General features: G+C 67.4%; 26 protein-coding genes, 1 tRNA gene and 1 pseudogene. 10 read left to right on the forward strand and 18 right to left on the reverse strand.

The genetic code is table 11. The features are described from left to right. Positions 1 to 34: 34 nt before the first annotated feature. The 13 genes from Q9G87_RS04015 to Q9G87_RS60545 form a co-directional block, all read right to left on the reverse strand. Positions 35 to 2221, reverse strand: a complete 2187-nt coding sequence (locus tag Q9G87_RS04015) for an FtsK/SpoIIIE domain-containing protein (RefSeq protein WP_305914788.1) — start codon at positions 2219 to 2221, stop codon at positions 35 to 37. Then, positions 2218 to 2547, reverse strand: a complete 330-nt coding sequence (locus Q9G87_RS04020) for a hypothetical protein (RefSeq protein ID WP_305914789.1) — start codon at positions 2545 to 2547, stop codon at positions 2218 to 2220. The genes Q9G87_RS04015 and Q9G87_RS04020 overlap by 4 nt, the downstream gene beginning before the upstream one ends. Next, positions 2544 to 2990, reverse strand: a complete 447-nt coding sequence (locus tag Q9G87_RS04025) for a DUF3307 domain-containing protein (protein WP_305914790.1) — start codon at positions 2988 to 2990, stop codon at positions 2544 to 2546. Before Q9G87_RS04025 ends, Q9G87_RS04020 begins: the two co-directional genes overlap by 4 nt. Then, positions 2987 to 4498 (reverse strand): hypothetical protein, encoded by a 1512-nt coding sequence (locus Q9G87_RS04030; RefSeq protein ID WP_305914791.1) that lies wholly within the window; start codon positions 4496 to 4498, stop codon positions 2987 to 2989. The genes Q9G87_RS04025 and Q9G87_RS04030 overlap by 4 nt, the downstream gene beginning before the upstream one ends. Positions 4499 to 4604: 106 nt before the next feature. Next, positions 4605 to 4772, reverse strand: a complete 168-nt coding sequence (locus tag Q9G87_RS04035; RefSeq protein ID WP_305914792.1) for a hypothetical protein — start codon at positions 4770 to 4772, stop codon at positions 4605 to 4607. Between the two features lie 8 nt (positions 4773 to 4780). Beyond that, complete coding sequence (locus tag Q9G87_RS04040) at positions 4781 to 4975, reverse strand: hypothetical protein (protein WP_305914793.1); 195 nt, start codon at positions 4973 to 4975, stop codon at positions 4781 to 4783. 6 nt (positions 4976 to 4981) lie between these two features. After that, the gene (locus Q9G87_RS04045; protein ID WP_305914794.1) at positions 4982 to 5104 is read right to left on the reverse strand and encodes a hypothetical protein; all 123 of its coding nucleotides are present in this window, start codon (positions 5102 to 5104) and stop codon (positions 4982 to 4984) included. A 98-nt stretch (positions 5105 to 5202) separates the two neighbouring features. Beyond that, positions 5203 to 5334 carry a hypothetical protein gene (locus tag Q9G87_RS04050; RefSeq protein ID WP_305914795.1) on the reverse strand — a complete coding sequence of 44 codons (132 nt, stop codon included), beginning with the start codon at positions 5332 to 5334 and terminating at the stop codon, positions 5203 to 5205. Positions 5335 to 5446: 112 nt separating this feature from the next. After that, a complete protein-coding gene (locus Q9G87_RS04055; RefSeq protein WP_305914796.1) occupies positions 5447 to 5593 on the reverse strand; it encodes a hypothetical protein in 147 nt (48 codons plus the stop codon). Positions 5594 to 5759: 166 nt separating this feature from the next. Continuing rightward, on the reverse strand, positions 5760 to 5972 hold the full coding sequence (locus Q9G87_RS04060; protein WP_305914797.1) for a hypothetical protein: 213 nt from the start codon (positions 5970 to 5972) through the stop codon (positions 5760 to 5762). A 258-nt stretch (positions 5973 to 6230) separates the two neighbouring features. Continuing rightward, entirely contained in the window at positions 6231 to 6392 is a 162-nt protein-coding gene (locus tag Q9G87_RS04065; RefSeq protein ID WP_305914798.1) for a hypothetical protein, read from the reverse strand. Positions 6393 to 6430: 38 nt separating this feature from the next. After that, entirely contained in the window at positions 6431 to 6577 is a 147-nt protein-coding gene (locus Q9G87_RS04070; RefSeq protein WP_305914799.1) for a hypothetical protein, read from the reverse strand. After that, positions 6564 to 6953, reverse strand: a complete 390-nt coding sequence (locus tag Q9G87_RS60545; RefSeq protein WP_371825722.1) for a helix-turn-helix domain-containing protein — start codon at positions 6951 to 6953, stop codon at positions 6564 to 6566. Before Q9G87_RS60545 ends, Q9G87_RS04070 begins: the two co-directional genes overlap by 14 nt. 187 nt (positions 6954 to 7140) lie before the next feature. On the opposite strand from Q9G87_RS60545, the gene Q9G87_RS04080 reads away from it, so the two are divergent. From Q9G87_RS04080 to Q9G87_RS04090, 3 genes are read left to right on the forward strand one after another with little or no spacing between them, the layout of a single operon-like run. Continuing rightward, positions 7141 to 7605 carry a GntR family transcriptional regulator gene (locus tag Q9G87_RS04080; RefSeq protein ID WP_305914800.1) on the forward strand — a complete coding sequence of 155 codons (465 nt, stop codon included), beginning with the start codon at positions 7141 to 7143 and terminating at the stop codon, positions 7603 to 7605. A gap of 25 nt (positions 7606 to 7630) precedes the next feature. After that, entirely contained in the window at positions 7631 to 8743 is a 1113-nt protein-coding gene (locus Q9G87_RS04085) for a hypothetical protein (RefSeq protein WP_305914801.1), read from the forward strand. Further along, the gene (locus tag Q9G87_RS04090) at positions 8740 to 9321 is read left to right on the forward strand and encodes a cysteine hydrolase (protein WP_305914802.1); all 582 of its coding nucleotides are present in this window, start codon (positions 8740 to 8742) and stop codon (positions 9319 to 9321) included. Before Q9G87_RS04085 ends, Q9G87_RS04090 begins: the two co-directional genes overlap by 4 nt. A gap of 7 nt (positions 9322 to 9328) precedes the next feature. Here the strand turns inward: Q9G87_RS04090 and Q9G87_RS04095 are convergent, their stop codons facing one another. Both Q9G87_RS04095 and Q9G87_RS60550 read right to left on the reverse strand, forming a co-directional pair. Then, positions 9329 to 10069, reverse strand: a complete 741-nt coding sequence (locus tag Q9G87_RS04095; protein ID WP_305914803.1) for an alpha/beta fold hydrolase — start codon at positions 10067 to 10069, stop codon at positions 9329 to 9331. Beyond that, a pseudogene (locus Q9G87_RS60550) lies at positions 9975 to 10364 on the reverse strand (hypothetical protein); the annotation flags it as partial. The pseudogene Q9G87_RS60550 and the gene Q9G87_RS04095, both read right to left, overlap by 95 nt. 345 nt (positions 10365 to 10709) lie before the next feature. On the opposite strand from Q9G87_RS60550, the gene Q9G87_RS04100 reads away from it, so the two are divergent. The 3 genes from Q9G87_RS04100 (at position 10710) to Q9G87_RS04110 (ending at position 12034) form a co-directional block, all read left to right on the forward strand. After that, the gene (locus tag Q9G87_RS04100; protein ID WP_305914804.1) at positions 10710 to 10943 is read left to right on the forward strand and encodes a hypothetical protein; all 234 of its coding nucleotides are present in this window, start codon (positions 10710 to 10712) and stop codon (positions 10941 to 10943) included. 105 nt (positions 10944 to 11048) lie between these two features. Next, on the forward strand, positions 11049 to 11603 hold the full coding sequence (locus Q9G87_RS04105) for a hypothetical protein (protein WP_305914805.1): 555 nt from the start codon (positions 11049 to 11051) through the stop codon (positions 11601 to 11603). Positions 11604 to 11644: 41 nt separating this feature from the next. Further along, positions 11645 to 12034, forward strand: coding sequence for a hypothetical protein (locus Q9G87_RS04110; protein WP_305914806.1), 390 nt, complete (start codon positions 11645 to 11647; stop codon positions 12032 to 12034). Positions 12035 to 12248: 214 nt separating this feature from the next. On the opposite strand, the gene Q9G87_RS04115 is transcribed toward Q9G87_RS04110, so the two are convergent. Further along, on the reverse strand, positions 12249 to 12734 hold the full coding sequence (locus Q9G87_RS04115) for a hypothetical protein (RefSeq protein ID WP_305914807.1): 486 nt from the start codon (positions 12732 to 12734) through the stop codon (positions 12249 to 12251). A 247-nt stretch (positions 12735 to 12981) separates the two neighbouring features. On the opposite strand from Q9G87_RS04115, the gene Q9G87_RS04120 reads away from it, so the two are divergent. Next, positions 12982 to 13218: a hypothetical protein gene (locus Q9G87_RS04120; protein WP_305914808.1), complete on the forward strand. Its 237-nt coding sequence runs from the start codon at positions 12982 to 12984 to the stop codon at positions 13216 to 13218. Positions 13219 to 13603: 385 nt separating this feature from the next. After that, a tRNA-Thr gene (locus Q9G87_RS04125) sits at positions 13604 to 13682 on the forward strand. Positions 13683 to 13767: 85 nt separating this feature from the next. On the opposite strand, the gene Q9G87_RS04130 is transcribed toward Q9G87_RS04125, so the two are convergent. Both Q9G87_RS04130 and Q9G87_RS04135 read right to left on the reverse strand, forming a co-directional pair. Continuing rightward, entirely contained in the window at positions 13768 to 15075 is a 1308-nt protein-coding gene (locus tag Q9G87_RS04130) for an MFS transporter (RefSeq protein WP_305914809.1), read from the reverse strand. Between the two features lie 244 nt (positions 15076 to 15319). Further along, positions 15320 to 16273 carry a LysR family transcriptional regulator gene (locus tag Q9G87_RS04135; RefSeq protein WP_305914810.1) on the reverse strand — a complete coding sequence of 318 codons (954 nt, stop codon included), beginning with the start codon at positions 16271 to 16273 and terminating at the stop codon, positions 15320 to 15322. Positions 16274 to 16407: 134 nt separating this feature from the next. On the opposite strand from Q9G87_RS04135, the gene Q9G87_RS04140 reads away from it, so the two are divergent. Together Q9G87_RS04140 and Q9G87_RS04145 are read left to right on the forward strand one after the other, a co-directional pair. Further along, complete coding sequence (locus Q9G87_RS04140) at positions 16408 to 17409, forward strand: fumarylacetoacetate hydrolase family protein (RefSeq protein WP_305914811.1); 1002 nt, start codon at positions 16408 to 16410, stop codon at positions 17407 to 17409. Then, positions 17406 to 18365 (forward strand): cyclase family protein, encoded by a 960-nt coding sequence (locus Q9G87_RS04145; RefSeq protein WP_305914812.1) that lies wholly within the window; start codon positions 17406 to 17408, stop codon positions 18363 to 18365. Before Q9G87_RS04140 ends, Q9G87_RS04145 begins: the two co-directional genes overlap by 4 nt. The last annotated feature ends 26 nt before the right edge of the window (positions 18366 to 18391 follow it).

The following is an 18391-nucleotide window of genomic DNA, read 5'->3' on the forward strand; positions in this document are numbered from 1 at the left end:
CAGGACCCACTTCGAGGGGCGGAGGCGGGCTAACTTAACCCGCCTCTCCGTCGTCGCTCTGGCGCTGCGCCAGAGCTGCACGAACGACCTCCGGATCGACCAGCCAGCGGTTACCGGTCGATGGAACCTTCACCCCGAGAGCGGCCAGGTCTTCCACCAACTGCTTGCCTGTCAGCGTCTTGTATGGCTGCCACGTCGGCGCGTGCCGGGCCAGTAGCGCAGGCAGGTCTGCCGCCTTGATCGGCTCGTCGCCCATGACCGCAGCCACGTCCTCCAGGAGTTCTCGGCGCTCAGGCGCCGGCGCTGGCCGACACCGGCCCGGCACACCCATCCCCCGCCGCTTGATCTCGGCAAGCGACCTCTCGATGAGTGGCGTGACCTGATCGTTGCCCTTGGCGACGCTGAGGAAGTACGCCTGCACCATCTCCGAGCGCTGACCCGAGAAGCCCTTCACCAGAGCCGTCCCGCGGTCCACGCCCGGGATGAGCTCGGTGGCGCGGTGGCCGCCACGGTAGGCACCCTGCCCGAGCAGGGCGTCGTTGGCGACGTGGTCGCCCACGGCGAACGCGATCCCGTTGGAGCAGTTGCGGGTGATGTCCCGCGGGATGCTGTCCCTGGTCGGCGCCTGCGTAGACACGATCAGGTGAATGCCACGCTTGCGGCCCAGCTTCACGATGGACGTCGCCAGTTCGGCGATTTCCTCGCCGTACTCCTTGTGCTGGAAGGCCACATGTGCCTCCTCTAGCAGGCCGACCACCGGGTGCAGGCCCACGCCGGCGTTGGCCAACTCGCGGGTTACCTCGGGCTCGCGGTGCTCGACCAGCAGATCACCGCGTGTCTGGACCTCGCCGTCCAACTCGCGCAGGTCGTAGAGAATCTGCTCGATCTTCTCGTCTTCGGCGCCCATCACGTAGCGGGAGCAGCGCTGCTTGAACACCTCGAAGTCGTAGTTGGCGTCCGGCACCCAAATCCGCAGCTCGACGGTGATGTCCAGGGACGCGCCGGCCATGATGACCCGGCCTGCTGAGCTTTTGCCCTGCTCGGGCATGCCGCCGACGATCGTGTTTCGGCCGATGACCGGCGCCACCATCGGGTCGCCTCGCAGCGTCTTGCCGTAGGGCACCCCCTTGAACACGTCCACGAATCCCTTGTCGAGCAGCGGATACGGGCCAGCTCCTTCCGCCAGGGCACCCTTGTCCGCAATCCACAGCTTGAGGATCCCGGCCTCGCTGCCGGTGGTCGGCCACACTTCCTTGGTCGCCCGGTAGAGGCCGGCGGCCAGAGCAGCACGCTTGGCCGGCTTGCTGATCCACTCGGCTGGCACGCCCGTGGGCAGCCGTACTTCGGCATAGGTACCGCGTCCGTCCTTGCGGGCAGAGACGAGAAACTGCAGGGGCAGCTTCTGCTTGAGGTACGCCGTGATCGCGGGGATCCGCAGGGCGGCAAGAGCGGTGGTGATCGTGACTTCATCGATCCTGACGTCCACGTCGAGTTCTGCCGACGTTGCCAGCCACTTCGGTCCCGTTGTCGGCTGCCGGTTTCCCTCCAGCCATCCCCAGGCGATGAGCCACACCGGCCACGCGAACACGAACACCCACCCAGCGAACGTCACCGCCGTGAACAACCAGCGGATCACGCCGCCGAGCCACACCCACACATCGGTCCAGTCGCCTGCGCCGGTCATCCAAACGACGGTTGCCACGACGACCATCAGCACCAGGAAACCGGCCACAGACATACCTACGAAGGCCGCCATCCGCAGCACGAGCAGCGGCAGTTCCATCAGCCGGTCGCGGCGGTCGCGCTTGGCTTCCTTCCGCTTATCCAGCCAGAACGCCAGCTTCTCGTCATCACCGAGCGCCTTGGCCGCACGGATCCGCTCACGGATCACGCCGTCGGTGAGACCGCTGAACATGCGGACCAGCCACGAGTGCCAGCCAGCCAGGACGATCGCGCCGTGCCTGGCAGTGACCAGGGCCGCCTTCTTCGCGCCGGGGGACGGGCGGACGACCATGACCCGGTCGACGACCACCGAGGGGAGCAAGCGGGTGCGTTCTGGTTGTTCGGAGACGATTTCGCCCTCGTACACCACCTCCTCGACGTCCTGGTCGGGGCGCGGCTCCAGCTCGTCGTGGCGATCCTCGTCGAGGGGCAGGTCGGGGGCGTCGTCCGCGCGGCGGCCGGTGACGAGCTCGAGGCGAGGCCGGTTCGGCGCGGTCACGCGGCACCTCCGACAGCGGGCCTGCCCGCCTCCATCAGTGCGCTTGCCAGCGCGCCGACGAGGATGACTGCGCCGCGGAATAGCGCGGGCACGCCGCGTCCGAGCATTTCGACGGCGGGCGTGCACAGTCGGAATGCGTCAACGACCACGAGGAGGGTGGTGGCCAGGGCGACGCGCAGGGTGCCGAGCATGCAGCCGATCCAGCCTGCGCGGCGGGCGCGGGCCTGGTAATCGGCCCAGGTGTGGGTGTCGGCGGTGAGCGGCCGCAGTGACAGGAGCACGAACGACAGGGCGACGATGGCGCCGATGAGGAAGTCGGACATCATGCACCTCCGGTCATGATGAGGGCTGCGATGAAGAGGAACAGCACGTGGAAGGACTGGTCGAGCGCGTAGGCGCCGGATCCGAGGTGGCCGTTGCCGAGCTTGTAGAAGTCGGCCTTGCCGAGCCGCTCAGCGAGCGCCTGCAGGGTGGTGCGCCGGTCGGCCCAGTAGTGCGAGACGGCGTCGACCGTCAGGCCGGCTACCGCGTAGGCGGGGTGGATGTCGAGCCCGGTCACGGCAACCAGGGCGAGCAGGGCGACCACTTTGGTGAGGGCGAGGCTGAGCACGTGCTGGGCGCACAACGCCCGCCCGATCCTGCTAGGGCCGCTCTTGCCGCATGCCTGCCGGTGCGTCTGCACCCAGTGGTCGCCTACCTGGTGACCGACGTACAGGGTGGCGAACACCGCTGCGAAGGTGGCGAGCTTGAGGAGCGTGTACCCGGTCACTGCTGGGCTCCGTTCACGGTCTTGATGGACGGGGTGGTCGCGACCGGTCGCGGCGGCGTCGGGGTGCCCTTTTCGTCGAAGCTCCAGCCCTCGGCGATCATGGTTTGACGGGCCTCTTGGATGCATCCGAGCGCCCATGTCTCGGAGAACCCGGTCCATTCGGCAAGGGTCCGCTTGGACGGCGGGTTGAGCTTCTTCGCGCGGCCGATCCAGAAGCGGATGGCTCGGCGTCGGTCCTGCTCGGTGGGCTTTTCGCGGTCGGCGACCGGTCGGCGACCGGTCGCGACCACACCCGCGTCTGGGGCGTCTCCGGCGACCGGTGCCGCGACCACTTCGGCGACTGGCTGGTGATCGGCTGCCTCGTTGGCGACCGGTCGCGGTTCCGGTCGCGACCAGGGCACGAGATTGGTCAGCCAGGACCGTCCCTCATCGGCGATCGACGGGGCTTCGTCGGCGTCCGGCGCGGCCAGTGTCTCCGCGCCGCGACCGGTCGCGGCGGTGGTCGCCAGTCGGTCGCTGGTCGCGATCGGCAGCGGATAGACCTCACCGCGCAGCGCGGTATTCCGGTCGAGCGCGGCCGCCAAGATGATCGCCTCGCTGTCGCGGATCAGGCCGGTGACTGCGGGGTGGTCGAGGTGCTCCCACGGCGCCTGGCCGGGCAGGTCGAGCAGCCGCGGGGCGCCGTACAGCGTGGACACCTGGTCCAACAGCGCGGCCATGACACGGCGGTCGCGGCTGACCGCGGTGTGCTCGACAGCCTTGTCCATGGCCTTGTCGAGCCTGGCCAGCGCGCGGGCCAGCTTCTTCGGCTTCGCACCACCGTCGCGCAGCGCCTTGGCCTTCTTCGCGGCCAAAGCGACCCGGGTGAGTCTGCGGTGGGCGTCCACCTCGGAGGCCGTACGGTCGTTCGCCTCCGCCAAGCCGAGACGCACCAGGATCCGCTCCGGGGTGAGCCGCCAGTTGATCCGCGTCCGGCCGGTGATGCGCTGCCGCTCGATGGCCATGCCGCGCTCCCACAGCCACGCGGCTACCAGCGGCGCGGCGAGCCGGAAGATGAATTCCGGCGGAGATGCGGCTTCGAGGGAGGACAGGACGGCGGTGAGGCCGGTGAGGACCCATACGGCGGTGCCGTCGATGCCAGCGGACGGTCGGACGAGCGGGTCGGTCTTGGCTCGGGCGGCGGAGTCGCGCATGTTGCGGCGCGCTCGGACGGCGCTGGCGAGCATGCCGATCTCGATGAACGCGAACAGCGCGACGCGGAGGGGCACGGGCAGGTCGGGGAAGACGACCTCGAAGAAGTGCCACATGCCCTGCATGGAGACGCCGGTGGCGATGGCGGCGGCGGCATAGGTGAGTAGGTCGGCGCCGGGCGTGGCCGCGCGGGTGATGGCGCGCTTGGCCTGCCAGAGCAGAAACAGCACGGTTACGCCCGCGGTAGCCGCCCAGACGACGTCGGGAACGCTCGCGATGGCGTCACCGAGAAGTGTCTTGATCTGGTCGATGTTCATGGCTCCGGGTTTCTGAGTCGTTGCGAGGCGGTGGTTGGTGCCCGCCCGGGGCTTGCTCCCCGGGGATGCCGGCTCCCTCGCGGGCCCGGTCGGGCTGGGGGTCAGGTCAGCCGTTGCCCTTCGCCTGCGCGTGGTCGGCGTGAGCCCTCTTGGCCTGCGCCTCGTACCCGTAGAAGTTGGCGCTTTCCCTGCCGCAGGAGCACGACCACCGGTAGAACGGCGGCCGGTTAGTGCCGGTCGAGACAGGGCGGGGAGAGTAGACGTGAGCAGACATTTGATCTCCTACGGGGTGGTCGTCTTGGGGGTGCCGACGACGATCGGCATGCCGGTCGCACGGCCCTTGTGCAGCAGGTCTGCCACCGCCTTGCGCATCGCGAGGCTCTTGCCCTGGCCGGTCATACCGCCGATGAGGGCGTGCGCCTCGTCCACGACGATCACGAGTGGGGCGTCGGGTGCGGTCTTCTCGCTGCCGTCCATACGGGGCTACCTGCTGGCGCGGCGGCGGGATGCAGGGGTGCGGGCGTTCCGCTCCTCCGCCTCGCGGCGCTTCTCGGCGCGAACGGTCTGCATGTAGCCCTTGTGGTGAGGGCCGTTCCAGCGGGTCACAGTGGTCTCCTTCGCTCGGTTGGTGGTGCTGCGTGCCCGCCCAGGGTTCGCGCCTGGTTCCCGGCTGCCTCGATGGGCCCCGGTCGGGCTGGTGGTGCTCACATGCGGTTGACGGCGTCCTGCATCTCGGCGAGCTCGACAGTCACCAGGGCAAGCAGGTCCTCCGCCGCAGCGAGCCGGATGCGCCAGTCCTGCGTGATCTCATGGACGGCGACCTCAAGACCGGTCACGACACGTCCTCGTCGCTGCTGGCCTCGGCGAGCAGCGCCTTGGCCATCGCGATCTCCAGCCGGTTGGCGGCCGCCACACGCTTCTTGAGCTCCTGCAGCTCCTCCTCCGGCGTCACCGCTTGCCTCCCCGCGGCTTGCAGGTCGGGCAGGTGCAGGCGTTCCTGACGAGGTTGGGACGGGAGGATGGGGACACTGCCGTGCATGCCTTCATCGCCTGGTCGAGGGTGGCGAGCGTCTTCTTGATCTCGGCGTTCGTCATCGGGCCCCTCCCGCCCTGCGCCGCACGGCGTTGCCCTCGGGCAACTGGGGATTGCAGATGCGGCACCGGTTGAAGTCGCACAGGCCCGGGTGGTGTGACGGCGAGGTCCATTCCGTCAACACCGAGTCGAGCTCGGATGCGGTGAGACCTCTCGTCTGGTAGTTCGTCATCGCGCTACCGCCGCCAGATGGGCGCGACAGGCGCGCCGCTCGTCGAGCGACACCACGTTCGCTGACAACGTCGGGCTGGGCAGGCCAGGTGCGGGCGCGTGGCCGGCGTCGATGAGCAGGTCTGCGGCGGCCATCGAGACACGGGTGGCGAGGGTAATGAGTGCCTGAAGGTCATCGACCGGCACTGCGATGGTGGGCTGTGCCATCATGGGGCGTGTTCCTTTCGCTCGTGAGGGCGGGGATGAGGGCGGCCCAGGTCTTGGCGGATGGGGCCGCCCTCGTCATGTCTGGACGGCTCGGCTGGGTGGCCGTTTCGCTGCTTGAGCAGTGCGACGAGGCCAACGGCGAGAAGCCGGGTCAGCCCTTGAGAATCGTGTAGCCGATCTCGATGAGGCCGACGTTGGCGAGCACGAAGAGCAGTGCGAACACCATCAGGTTGAAGGCGGTAGGACGCATTCCAGGCCACCTCAGGTGAGGACTTTGGAGAAGAACGTGGCGAGCTGGTCGGCGCCCTGCATGATGCCGTCGAATGCGCCGTTGACGGCGTCGGCCGCGTTGGCGGGCTTGGTGAGCAGGTAGAAGGCGGCGAACGCGATGGCCGCGCGGACGATCCACTTCTTGTACTGCATGATCGATTCCTCTCGTGAGCTTGAGCAGAGCAAGATCCCTAGAAGTCGAAGACGCGGTTGGCGACGACAGCCACCACAGCGCCACCGATGACGATCGCCCAGTTGATGGGCGCACCGAGGACGAGGTACAGGAGCACGCCGAAGACGGCGAAGAGAGCCGCCACAAAGGCGTCAAAGCTGATCATGGGTGTTTTCTCCGAAGAAGGACTCGATGAGGTTGCCGTCGCACCATTGCGCGCAGTCCAGGCAGACAGGGCCGGACTTGTCGCCGATGCGAGCCTGCTGGGTGTTGTCTGTGGGCTCGACGCAGACGATGCAGATGTTCTGGTCACTGGGCATGTGATAGCTCCCTTGGTCAGGCGGCTCTTGGCTCTCCTGCAGCAGCGCTTCGACGTCGGCGCGGAGGAAGACCAAGACCCGTCCGCCGGGGTTCCTGCGCGACCGGAGCTTGCCGGTCCGCGCCCACACCCTGACCGTCTCGGGGTCGACCTCGAACAGGGCGGCCACCTCAGGGACTTTCATCAGCGGCTTCGGCTGACGGTCGGCAGGCTTGACGATCACGACACCTCCCAATTCGGACATAGGACTAGCAGGGACTAGGCGAAGCCCCGATAGACTGCCTTACACACCATGCTGGACTATGCATGCAAGGTACGTCAAGGCGAAGCGCAACGTTGAATAGATTGAGGGCCGCTGGTTGTGCTGAACTAGAAGCACCATGTTCTACAAAGTGCAGTAGGAGCCCTCATTGACCGACGCGACCGGGCGCACGCTCTACCTTCAGATCGTCAACGACCTTCGGTCGCAGATCGCCTCAGGCAAGCTCAAGGTGGGTGACGAGATCCCATCCACAGCGAAGCTCAAGGCGCAGTACGGCTACTCCGTCACAGTGGTCCGCAAGGCCGTCGAGGTTCTGCGCAATGAGGGCCTAGTCATGGGGCAGCCCGGCAAGGCCGTCTACGTCCAAGCCACACCCAAGGACCTTGAAGCCGAGCGCGTCAGCATCGTAGACCTCACCCGCCAGGTCGCCGACCTGCGAAGAGAAGTCCACGACCTGGCACAACGACTTGAGGACGGACACCAGATCAAGGAACTGATGGCCGAGGTCGCCGAGCTACGCGGAACCGTCGAACAGCTCTACAACAGGCTCGGCCACCCGTACCCCAACGACAACGCCGACTCGGCGAAACCACGCCGCAAGACCGGAACCTGACCCCTACGAGACGAGAGCGCCGCCGATGGTCGAACCAGGCAAGGTCATCGATCTACGCACGCGATCCACCTACCAGCCGGACTGCGCCACACTCGCGCGCAACCGGCTCCTTCTCGCCCGCAAGAGCCTCGGCCTCACCCATGCCGAATTCGCCGACATGCTCACCCCCATGGTCGGCTGGCCCGTCTCGCCGGACGCCGTCGAAGCGTGGGAGACCAGCCTCGTGCCGCCCGGCGATGTGCTCATCGCCGTCAGCACCGTCACCCCAGCCGCCGCCGACAGGGCCGGGATCCGCTCCCACAAGTTCATCGCCGCCTACGTCGGCCAGCCCGCCGCCGAGAAACTGGCCGAGCCCGGCCAGCCCGCCAGCGCCGACCACCCGACTCTCCTGGCAGACCATCCTTCCGGCGAGTGTCGCCTGCATATCTGGCCGTACGGAGTGGCCATCTTCCACTTGGTGGAGGACCTGGACATGCCCAATCTCGCCCACATGGCGGTCTGGCGCTACCAGTCGTACGAGCGCGACCTCGACTGGGCCACCCAGCAACTCCGGCACCTCACCGGCCGCGCCGAGGTCGCCGCCTCGTACGTGTTGAGCCTCTACTGGCTGCACAGCCCCACCTGGGTCGGCCAGATGCTCGACACCGCTCTGCGGATCATCTGCGCCCCGCGGATCCTCGTCGACCGTGACCAGGCCGGCAGCGACACCTGCCTCGCTACCGCCGAACAAGCCGAGCAGGTGTTACTCGCAGAGGGATTCCACCACCACGAAATGCGGTCATTCGGCCTGGCCGGCGTGTCCCTCGGATACGCCTCCTGGTCAGGTGTCGCCTACCACCCCCTCGACCAGGCTCGATGCCTCGCCGAGGAGGAACTCGTCGACTGCGAGCTGGCGACGCAGGCCGCCTGGGCATACTGCGAGTACATCAACGATCAGGTCGAGAACGGCCATGACCCGGCGATCCCCGACGGGTACGGGTGGCGGTTCCTCCGGGCCACCCGATCCCGGCTCACCAACCCGCGACCGCGCGAGACGGGCCAGCACCGCTCGATGCGCGACGCCATCGTGGAAACGAGCGGCATCGCAGGCCACCTCGATCAGGCGATCGAGGCGCTCAGAGAGGCAGGAAACCCATGACCAGCAACACCCTCAAGCGACAGTCGGTATTGGTCGTCGTCGACGTGCAGAACGGTTTCGTCCGTGACGAGTCGGCCCACGTGGTACCGACGATCGTGGACTTGGTGGACCGGTGGCAGGCCGCCGGGGGTGATGTGCTGTTCACCCGGTACATCAACTACCCGGGCAGCCCATTCGAGCGGCTGGTGCGCTGGTCCGAATGCATGGAGTCGCCTCAGATCGACATCGTGGATGAGCTCCAGCTGTACGCGGCTAAGGCCCATGTTGTCGACAAGAAGGGGTACGGCCTGTTCTCCGACCAGGCCGGCGCTGCGCTGGTCGCAAAGCGCGGATGGCGCGACATCTACGTGTGCGGCATCGCCACCGAGTCGTGCGTACTTGCGACCGCGCTCGGCGCGTTCGAGCTCGACCTGACGCCGTGGATGATCGAGGACGCCTCAGCCAGCCACGCCGGCCAGCACGTTCACGACGCCGGCGTGCTGGTGACACAGCGGTTCATCGGTGAACGGCAGATCATCACGACGGCGGACATCCCCGCTGACCTACTGGCACCTCCCAGAGAGAAGTGCGACGCCTGATGGCTGATCACTGGCGGGCACGACGGACAAGATCGAGGATCGCGCTCGCTACCAGCTCAGGGTCGTGACGGTGCACGAAGTGCCCGGCGTTCTCGGCCACGATGTGCCTACTGTCTTTCGACAGCGTGGCCAACTCCGCCTGGAGTTGCGACCAGATCCGGTAGTCCGCCCGCCGGCGGGCGATCTGGCGGGGCGTCACGTAGTCCGACGACAGCTCGCTCGAGGTCACCACCGTGAGCGGAATGTCGCCCAGGGACGGCGCACGCCTGCCGGTGTCCGCGGCCAGGCGCGGCCAGTCCAGCAGTTCGCGAATGTCAGCGCGGCGGTGGCGGTCATTCAGCATCATCCCGGCCATGTGCTTGGTCCACACGCCCGGGACGCGACTGCTGGCCTTTCTCTCCACAGCATCGGTCAGGTTCAGGTCATTGGCCAACCGGACCAGCCCGTACGGGCGGACCCGTTCCCGCAGGTAGATGCTTGCCATCCGGCGCGGATAGTGGGGGAACCAATGGAACTGGTCGTGGTGGCTGGAGTCGATGAGGACCACCCCCGCCACATCTTCCGGATGGTCGGCCGCGAACAACCGTGCGATGTACCCGCCGATAGAGTGCCCCGCCACGACATACGGCGGAGCGGTGCAGGGCTCGGTGCAGGGCTCGGTGCAGGTCGTCGGCGGCGTGTAGGAGCGCGTGTCGGCTGGGTGCTGGGTCGCTCCAGCCGAGCCCGGCCCGGTCGACGACCACGACACGCACGTCCTCGTCCGCTTGGAGGGCGGGCATCAGGCAGGCGAAATCGAGGCAGCACGCACCCAGCGACGGGATGATCACAATGGCGGGGGTGGGCACGCTCTCATTCCAGACCCACAGGTGGATCCGCCGTCCGCCGATGTCGATCTGTCGGCCGGGAGGGCGAAGTTCGCGACGGTCGCGGGCAGAGCCCCAGGTCTGATAGACCGCGCTGGCGGCCCCGAGCGCGGCGCAGGCGGCACCGGCTACGACGAGAGATCTTCCGAAGGCAGGCACGATCTCCACACAAGCAAGCATCACCAGCGACGTCACGCCTCGTTGTGGACACAAGCAGCTATCGAACCCTGCTCGGGACAGCTCGCGGGAGGCGACGCCGTCGCTCACGCTGTGAGCATGGTGGCGTGGCTGGCGATGAGGATCCGCAGACACGCTGCTTTCAACTGGGCGAGCGACGTCACACCGGATCGCGGACGTAAATCGATTCGCTAAGCCGGCCCACCACCTGCCTAATTTTTTAGGGACGGCGACCACTGGCGATCAAGTTCGGCATATGGTGTCATAACATTCACCAAAGGGACATCGGGGATAAGAGCAAGCGCGAGTACGTGCGGTGAAGGTATTGGCCTCCCCGAAGGAGCCTTTATGGAATCCGCTGATGGCCGTATTATGGTGCTCATCATCGTCGGGATTGCCCTGTTCATCGTTGGGCGACGCTTCCAGTTCATGGTCATGATGTGGCAGGCGTGGAAGGACACGGTGGCGGCTGTTCCGGTTCGGAAACGGACCGCTTTTTCTGCGGTGAAAAACCTCATCAAGGTCGCTATTATCGCCGCGATCATCTTCTGGGTTGCGGCGAATATCAACCGTTTTATGTGACTGCAGGACAGGGCCTCCGCTAGTGGGAGCAGGTTGCCCAGTACTCATCGGGTCCGGTTCGGCTGACTCGAAGACAGCCGAGGCTGGCATGGTTACGCTCAGGTGGTGCCTGAACCGATCGACGGCGATCCATCAGCAGATCGCGGCTACCTGGACGAATTCGGTGACCTCGAGACGGCCATCGAACTTATCCGCGCAATGAAGCGGACAAACGATCCCGTTGCCGAAGGTGACCACGAGGCTTTCATGCAACTCGTCGCCGGCATGGGCGACCCCCAGCGCATCCGCGATGTTGGGGTGGCGTGCATGAATCTCGTGGACATGCTGCGAGTCCTCCTCGACGACAACCCCTTCGACTTCATCCCGGCCGCCATCCGCAAAATTCGAGCCATGGAAGGCGTCCCGGACGAGGTGCTGCCGGATGTGGCAGGAGGACTCACCGCCGCCTTCCTGAATCAGTCCTGCCGCACGTGGCGTGAAGCCCGTAGTCCCATCCCGCAGCGCGAGTTCCTGGCCTGGACATACGCCGCCTGGTTCCTGGCCGACTTCATCGACTTCGCCGCGGAGGAACGTGGCTATGCGCTCAACGCCGTCGAGACGCTCATGGAGCGCGTTCTGACGCAAGACCTCGCTGGCACTGGAGACCCTGAACCCGTATAGGCGCCTTGCCCATCCCAGCCCCGGTCGCTCACTCTGGGTGCATGGCGGCTTGGTTGGTGTGCGAGGACCCGTACGGGCTGGTCCGGCTGGACAGCATCGTGTCGGTGACGGCGATCCCGCTCAACGATCGAGCCATCCCCATCCGTCGCTGGGAAGAACTGCACCCGGATCTGCGGATCAGGGAAGCACGCCGAGTCCGCATCATGGTCGCAGGGGAGAGCGGTCCCCAGATGTGCGCGCTGACCTGCCCAGGCCTGTCCGTTCGGCACGCGATCGGCCAGCTTGTGGCGTTGATCGAGAACCCGCCGGGGGCAGACGACAAGCGCCGCCTGTACGTGTACGGGCATCGCCGGTCGTGGGGCGGGAACGCTGATATCTGGCGGGTCGCTGAGAAGCTTCCGGACCCGGACTATCCGCCGGTCAGGCCGTGAGACCCTGGAGTCGTGTCTTGGTCGTCGCGGGAGACAGGCCCGGCCAGGACGCCGACCGCGAGGGTACCGTGAAGTCATGAGCGCACAGCCTGTGCATGACACTCAGGCATGATCAATGAGGATTTGCTGCCCTCCAGGCAGCTCAAGCATGCCGGCGGTACGGCCACAGCGCGATCTTCATTCGCATCACGCTGTGGCCCTACCTATGCGCATGTCAGGCCTCAAGACCCGTGAGCCGGACGTTCAACAGGTAGGAGTAGAACGTCGTGTGGGTGCCCTGGATCCGTCGCTGTTTGTCTCGTACCTCGCCCACCTGCATGTTGCCGCAGTCGGCGGGGACGACGGTGATGGTGCCGAGCTCGAAGTTCTTGAGGATGAACGTGGGGTCGACCTCGATTAGAGCGATGCTCTTACCTACGTTGTTGTTCATCACCGTGCTTGGGTCATCGAACACGCTTCCGCTTTTGCGGTCGCGCGCTTCCATTTGGACCCAGCTGCTCTCGCCGGGGTACGCATTCCCTCCGATCCTCACTCGGATCTCGTCTGCGCCCTTCTCGTCGATGTCCCCGGCCTCGACGAGGGTGACGTCGATCCGGCACGCCCCAGCGATCTCGGCCTGCGCCGGAGCGGCAGTCAGCGTTAACGCCCCCATGCAGGTAGTGAAGGCGAGCGCGAGCCCCATGGCCTTCCTGATGCTCATTGTGAGTTCCCCTCCTTGTGTGGCCCAAGGCCTGCTCCCGGTAGGGTCCTTGGACCATCTCTGTCAGCGGTCATCCTCATTACTCAGGGCTCAGCATTCTCCGGATAAATGCGCAGTGACGCGGTATTCCTGACGACTGCACTGTGGGGCCACGTTGTCCTCTTCGCAATCCGACGGAGGCGAGGATGTCCACTCCACGTGCGGTTTCGCCAGGCAATGTAACGGCGGTCACCCTGGCTTGCTCTCGATGGCTGACGTGATCGGTGCCGTTGAGCGTGAACCGCGAACTCCAGGTCATTACGGCGGCATCCCACCGGAAGGCAAGCCGGTCCGCCGGCTCGCCGACGCGGTAGAGGTCGTCCAACCCACCGGCACCACGGCGCAGCTCGACCTGAAGGCCCTGGCCGACGTGGCGCTCGGCGCTCAACGCGCGACTCACCGAGCTCCGCGAGAAGATCCGCCAGCTCCGCGATCGCGTGCATGACTTGGAAGCGAAGGTGCAGCGGCAGGAGCGCGCCCGCCGGATCCTCCCCAGCGAGCGCGACGACTTCGCCCGCTGATCGTCCTCACGCGCGCGCACATGCGCGGCATCCGCACGCACCCTGGAGGCGCTGCCTGAGAAGTGGCGTCCGCAGTTCCTCGCCGAGTACGAGTCGGACGACGTTCGGCGCGTTCTGCTTCGCGTTCTTCGTCGTAGATGATGGTGCTGAACTGATCACGATCTATGACTTGGTTTGGGGCCGGATGATCAGCATGTCCGCTGGAGCGCACTCCATGATCGAGTGCGCCGTGAGTGCGCCGCACCCGTGTGATTGGCGCATACGGACAAGCACTGGTTGACACTGCTTGGACTGTTGACCTGCAGCTAAGCCTAGATCGCCAGGTCGCGGCTAGGTCCGGATCTCCATGGTAAGGAGAAGGTCAACGGTTCGATTCCGTTTGGGGGCTCTCGCTCTGAACAGAAAGACGCCCGGACCAAGATGACTTGGGACCCGGGCGTTTCGCATGTGACGATCTTTTCCTCGGTGGCCGGTCAGCCTGCCATCTGCTTGTGCGGTTGTGGGGCGTCGACCACGCGGCGTCGCGAGCCGAAAAGGCCGAGTCCGGCGGCGAGGACCGACGTGGCGAGTGCGAGCAGGCCGACGGCGTCGGCCCGGCTCCCGGCGGCGGACGCGAGCGCGAGCACCACGAGCGGGCAGACGAACTGGCCGATAAAGAAGGTAGCCGTCCACAAGCCGGTGCCGCGACCGCGGTCGGCGTAATCGAGCTTGGACATGGCGAGGGTGAGCAGGCTGGGCAGCATGACGCCGCCGCCGAAGCAGTTGATCACGGCGCCGATGATCAGCACGGCGGCGTTGGGGGCGAACCAGATCACCGCGAAGCCGAGGGCGCACACGGCGAAGACGGCGGGCAACCAGACGTCCGGGGTGCGACCCAGCTTGGTGAAGGTGACGGCGCCGGCCACTGTCGCGGCGCTGGCGATGGCGGTTGCCAGGCCGATCATGCCGGGGTCGGTCACGCCGATGTCGTCCAGGAGGTAGGACATGTGCACTGTGAGGGTGTAGAAGACGACGCTGCCGAAGACGGTCAGCGCACATATCCCAGCCAGCGGTCGCCAGGGGAAGGGGCGCTTGGCCGGCTCCGGGGCGGCGGCGACGCCGGCCGCATCCGTGGCGGAGGCGGCGTCGGTGGTCGCATGCTTCCTAGCGATGGTGGCCGGGCGGGGTGTGGGGAGGAAGGCGGCCATGGCGGGGGCGAGCAGCAGGCTCACGGCATAGGCCCAGAACGGCGCGCGCCAGCCGGCCGCTCCCGCCGCGCCCCCTAGCACGAAGAAGGCCGTCGCCGAGATCGAGGCGCACATCGTCTGGAGGGCGAGGTAGCGGTCGCGTTGCCGGCCGGTGTAGTAGTCGCCGATCAACGTGGTGCAGCAGGTCATGATGGCGGCCTCGACGACGCCGACGAGGGCGCGGCTGGCCACGATCGCGCCGAGGGAGTCCAGCCACAGCGGTGCGGTGCCGACGAGGGCGTACAGCACGGTGGCGGTGACGAGCAGGCGCTTGCGGCCGAGCCGGTCGACGATGACGCCGGCGAAGGGCGCCAGCAGCGCCAGGAACAGGGCGGGGATCGTCAGAGCCATGGGGACCAACGCCTCGGCGCCGGGCACGGCGGCGAAGTGGTCCTGCATCTGCGGGAGGACCGGGGCGATGAGCACCGCGCCCAGGATGGGCAGGCAGCTGCCGGCCATCAGCAGCGTGATCCGAAGCCGGTGCCCAGGACCGGACACGAGCTGCTCGGACGGGTCTTCGGCCGTGGGCGGGGACGGGGGCACGGGTGAAGGCATGCGGGAACTCCCACGTGGCATGTCGAGTGGGGACAGGGTGACGCGGCACCGTGTGCGTGGCCGCGCGGAAGGTGAGCCGGCGCCGGAGCGGGCGGCCCGATGCGGCTGTGGCGCCGCCGCGGGCCGGTGTGCCGGATGTCTGTGCCGACCTGGAGTGGGGACGGCTCCGGGCCGGGTTGAGATGACTATGAACCACTGGGCAGGTCCTGCCTAGACCTCGCCCCATCGTGATTCGCGATGCTGATCATCCTTGTCCTGGATGCCGCCTACCTCCACTCCTCTGGCCCCCCTTGCTTGCCGTCAGCTCGGCGCCGACCCGGGCGGCGGTCTCCCGCAGCCAGATGTGGCCCGCGTCGTGGGTGTGGCCCGGGTGCCACCACAGCGCCATCTGCACCGGGACGGCCTCATAGGGAGGCTCCATGACGCGTACGGCGGCCACCCCGCTCAACAGCCCGGCCAGCCGCCGTTGTATCAGGGCGATCCGGCGGGTGCCCGCGACCAGGTAGGGCAGAGTCTGGAAGCTGTCGACGGAGACCTGCGCGCGGGGTTCGATGCCGAGCATGCTCAGCTGCCGGACGGCCGGAGCGTCGTAGGTGCGCTGGTAGATGACCCAGGGCAGCCGTGCCATGTCGTCCATGGTCAGCCGGTCGCCGACCGCGTCATTGGTCTCGGCGACCAGGAAGGCCCAGCGGTCGGCGTACAGCTCGACGGTGGGGAAGCCGCTGATGATGCCGTGCGGCAACAGCAGGCCGTCGGCCGTGCTGAGCAGTGTCGCGGTGTCCTCGGTGACATCGGTCGGGAGCCGGCGGAAGTGCAGCCGTACCCCCGGGGCTTCGGCGTGCACGGTGCGGACGAGCTCGGCGCCGAACACGGCGACGGCGTAGTCGGAGGCGAGCAGCGTGAACTCGCGCTCCTCCTTGTCCGGGACGAAGTCGGCCCGGCTGCTGAAGACCCGTTCCAGCAGGTCACAGGCGGTGGCGGTGCGGTCGAGCAGGGCGTGGCCGAGGGCCGTCAGCTCATACTGGCCGCCGACGCGGGACAGCAGCTCGTCGTCGAAGTGGCGGCGCAGGCGGGCCAGAGCCGCGCTCATCGCGGGCTGGCTCAGCCCGATGCGCTGACCGGCGCGGGTGACGTTGCGCTCCTCCAGCAACGCGCGCAGGGACAGAACGAGGTTGAGGTCGAGACCGGACAGATTCACAACGCCACCGTTCAGGAGACCGCCCCGCGGCAGTTGGTATTTACGGCATCGATGAACCACATTCAAAGAATCGATTTCCTTGATTGTGGTCCGGTCAGTCAGATTAGTGCCACCGCAACCCGGAGGAAACACCTGTGAAACCCTCTGACATGCCGATCTTCACCGCCCCCTTCGGGGTCGGCACCTTTTCCCAGGCCGACGCCGCCGATCCAGGCGCCTTCCCAGGCTTGGTGACACCGGACGGGCACGTGCTCGACCTGCGTGCCGCCTTGGGCGATCGCACCCTGACGGTCCGCACGATGCTGGAAAGATGCGGTGGGCGGCTGTCGTCCCTTCGCCGGTACGCCGAAGCCCGCGACGGCGCCCGGCGGCCGCTGGACGAGCTGCGGGTGCACGCCCCGGTCGAGCCCCGGCAGCTCTTCCAGTCCGGCGCCAACTACCGGCAGCACGTGATCGACCTGGAGCTCGCCCACCGCGGGCCGGACGACCCGCGCAGCGAGGCCGAAGCCCGGGCCGAGATCGCCGCGGTCATGGACCGGCGGGCGGCGGAGGATCTGCCGTACGTCTTCACCGGGCTGCCCTCCGCGATCACCGGCCCGTACGACGACGTGGTGCTGCCGGCCTGGGCCGAGAAGCCCGACTGGGAGCTGGAGCTGGCCGTGGTGATCGGCCGGCCCGCCTACCGGGTGCCGCAGGCGCAGGCCCTTGACCACGTCGCCGGCTACACCATCGCCAATGACCTGACCGACCGGTCCACCGTCTTCCGGCGCGATATGCCGGCCATCGGCACCGACTGGCTGCGCTGCAAGAACGCCCCCGGGTTCACACCGCTGGGCCCGTTCATCGTGCCGGCCGAGTTCGTCGCGAACCCCAGTGATCTGCAGGTGACGCTGAAGCTCAACGGTGAGGTGATGCAGGACGAGTCCACCAAGGACATGATCTTCGGCGTGGCGCGGCTGGTGTCGTACATTTCGCAGACCGCCCGGCTCCTGCCCGGCGACCTGGTCCTGACCGGCAGCCCGGCCGGCAACGGCCTGCACTGGGGGCGGCTGCTGCGCGACGGCGACGTCATGGAGGGGACCATCACCGGCCTCGGGGCCCAGCGCACCCGATGCGTCGCGGAGAACGCGTCATGATCGACCGCACCGACCCCGAGGGCGCGATCGCCGAGGCGGCGAAGGCGTACTCCAACTGGGGCCGCTGGGGTGCTGACGACGTCCTCGGCACCCTGAACTTCCTGGACGAGGGCAAACGCCGTGAGGGGGCCGCGCTCGTCCAGCGGGGCGTGAGCTTCTCGCTGGCACAGCGGTTCGACATGAACGGTCCCCAGAAGGGCTGGCGGCGCCGTACCAACCCCGTCCACACCATGCTGGACACGGGCACGGACGCGGCCTTGGGCAACCAGGGCTTCCCGCACGGCATCGGTGGCGCCGACGATGTGATCTCCATGCCGCTGCAGTGCTCCACCCAGTGGGACGGGCTGGGCCACATCTTCGACCACGGCAAGGCCTGGAACGGCCGCCCTGCCGAGCGGGTCGTCACCTCCGACGGCGACCTCGTCACTGGCATCGAGCACATGGCTCCGCACGTCGCAGGGCGGGGTGTGCTCCTAGACGTCGGGCGGGTCTTCGGCACGGCCGGGGAGCTCCCGGACGGCTTCGCCGTCACCGAGGAACATCTGATCGCGACCGCCGAGGCGCACGGGATGACGGTCGGCCGGGGCGACATCGTCGTCGTCCGGACCGGGCAGCTCACCCGGGCCCGCCGCGACGGCTGGGGGGACTACGCCGGCGGGCCCGCACCCGGGCTGTCCTTCACAGCCGCGGGCTGGCTGCACCGCACTGAGATCGCCGCGATCGCCACCGACACCTGGGGCTTCGAGGTGCGGCCCAACGAGTTCGACGTCGCCTTCCAGCCGCTGCACCAGGTCGCCATCCCCAACATGGGCCTGCTGATCGGGGAGATGTGGGACCCCGACGCCCTGGCTGCGGACTGCGCCGCGGACGGCGTCTATGAGTTCTGGCTCACGGCGGCGCCCCTGCCCATCACTGGAGCCGTCGGCTCTCCCGTCAACCCGATCGCCGTCAAGTAGGCCGCGCAAGCAAGCCTGCGCACGCA

It is taken from the genome of Nonomuraea turcica, from assembly GCF_030718205.1.
Taxonomy (GTDB): Bacteria; Actinomycetota; Actinomycetes; order Streptosporangiales; family Streptosporangiaceae; genus Nonomuraea.

Coding starts and splice junctions, on each gene's coding strand:
- Q9G87_RS04090 (WP_305914802.1), top strand. CDS start 8,740: ATGACCAGCAACACCCTCAAGCGACAGTCGGTATTGGTCGTCGTCGAC.
- Q9G87_RS04145 (WP_305914812.1), top strand. CDS start 17,406: ATGATCGACCGCACCGACCCCGAGGGCGCGATCGCCGAGGCGGCGAAG.
- Q9G87_RS04065 (WP_305914798.1), bottom strand. CDS start 6,392: ATGCAGTACAAGAAGTGGATCGTCCGCGCGGCCATCGCGTTCGCCGCC.
- Q9G87_RS04040 (WP_305914793.1), bottom strand. CDS start 4,975: ATGGACGGCAGCGAGAAGACCGCACCCGACGCCCCACTCGTGATCGTC.
- Q9G87_RS04085 (WP_305914801.1), top strand. CDS start 7,631: ATGGTCGAACCAGGCAAGGTCATCGATCTACGCACGCGATCCACCTAC.
- Q9G87_RS04020 (WP_305914789.1), bottom strand. CDS start 2,547: ATGATGTCCGACTTCCTCATCGGCGCCATCGTCGCCCTGTCGTTCGTG.
- Q9G87_RS04060 (WP_305914797.1), bottom strand. CDS start 5,972: ATGATGGCACAGCCCACCATCGCAGTGCCGGTCGATGACCTTCAGGCA.
- Q9G87_RS04130 (WP_305914809.1), bottom strand. CDS start 15,075: ATGCCTTCACCCGTGCCCCCGTCCCCGCCCACGGCCGAAGACCCGTCC.
- Q9G87_RS04035 (WP_305914792.1), bottom strand. CDS start 4,772: ATGTCTGCTCACGTCTACTCTCCCCGCCCTGTCTCGACCGGCACTAAC.
- Q9G87_RS04030 (WP_305914791.1), bottom strand. CDS start 4,498: ATGAACATCGACCAGATCAAGACACTTCTCGGTGACGCCATCGCGAGC.
- Q9G87_RS04100 (WP_305914804.1), top strand. CDS start 10,710: ATGGAATCCGCTGATGGCCGTATTATGGTGCTCATCATCGTCGGGATT.
- Q9G87_RS04120 (WP_305914808.1), top strand. CDS start 12,982: ATGGCTGACGTGATCGGTGCCGTTGAGCGTGAACCGCGAACTCCAGGT.
- Q9G87_RS04115 (WP_305914807.1), bottom strand. CDS start 12,734: ATGAGCATCAGGAAGGCCATGGGGCTCGCGCTCGCCTTCACTACCTGC.
- Q9G87_RS04055 (WP_305914796.1), bottom strand. CDS start 5,593: ATGACGAACGCCGAGATCAAGAAGACGCTCGCCACCCTCGACCAGGCG.
- Q9G87_RS04110 (WP_305914806.1), top strand. CDS start 11,645: ATGGCGGCTTGGTTGGTGTGCGAGGACCCGTACGGGCTGGTCCGGCTG.
- Q9G87_RS04070 (WP_305914799.1), bottom strand. CDS start 6,577: ATGATCAGCTTTGACGCCTTTGTGGCGGCTCTCTTCGCCGTCTTCGGC.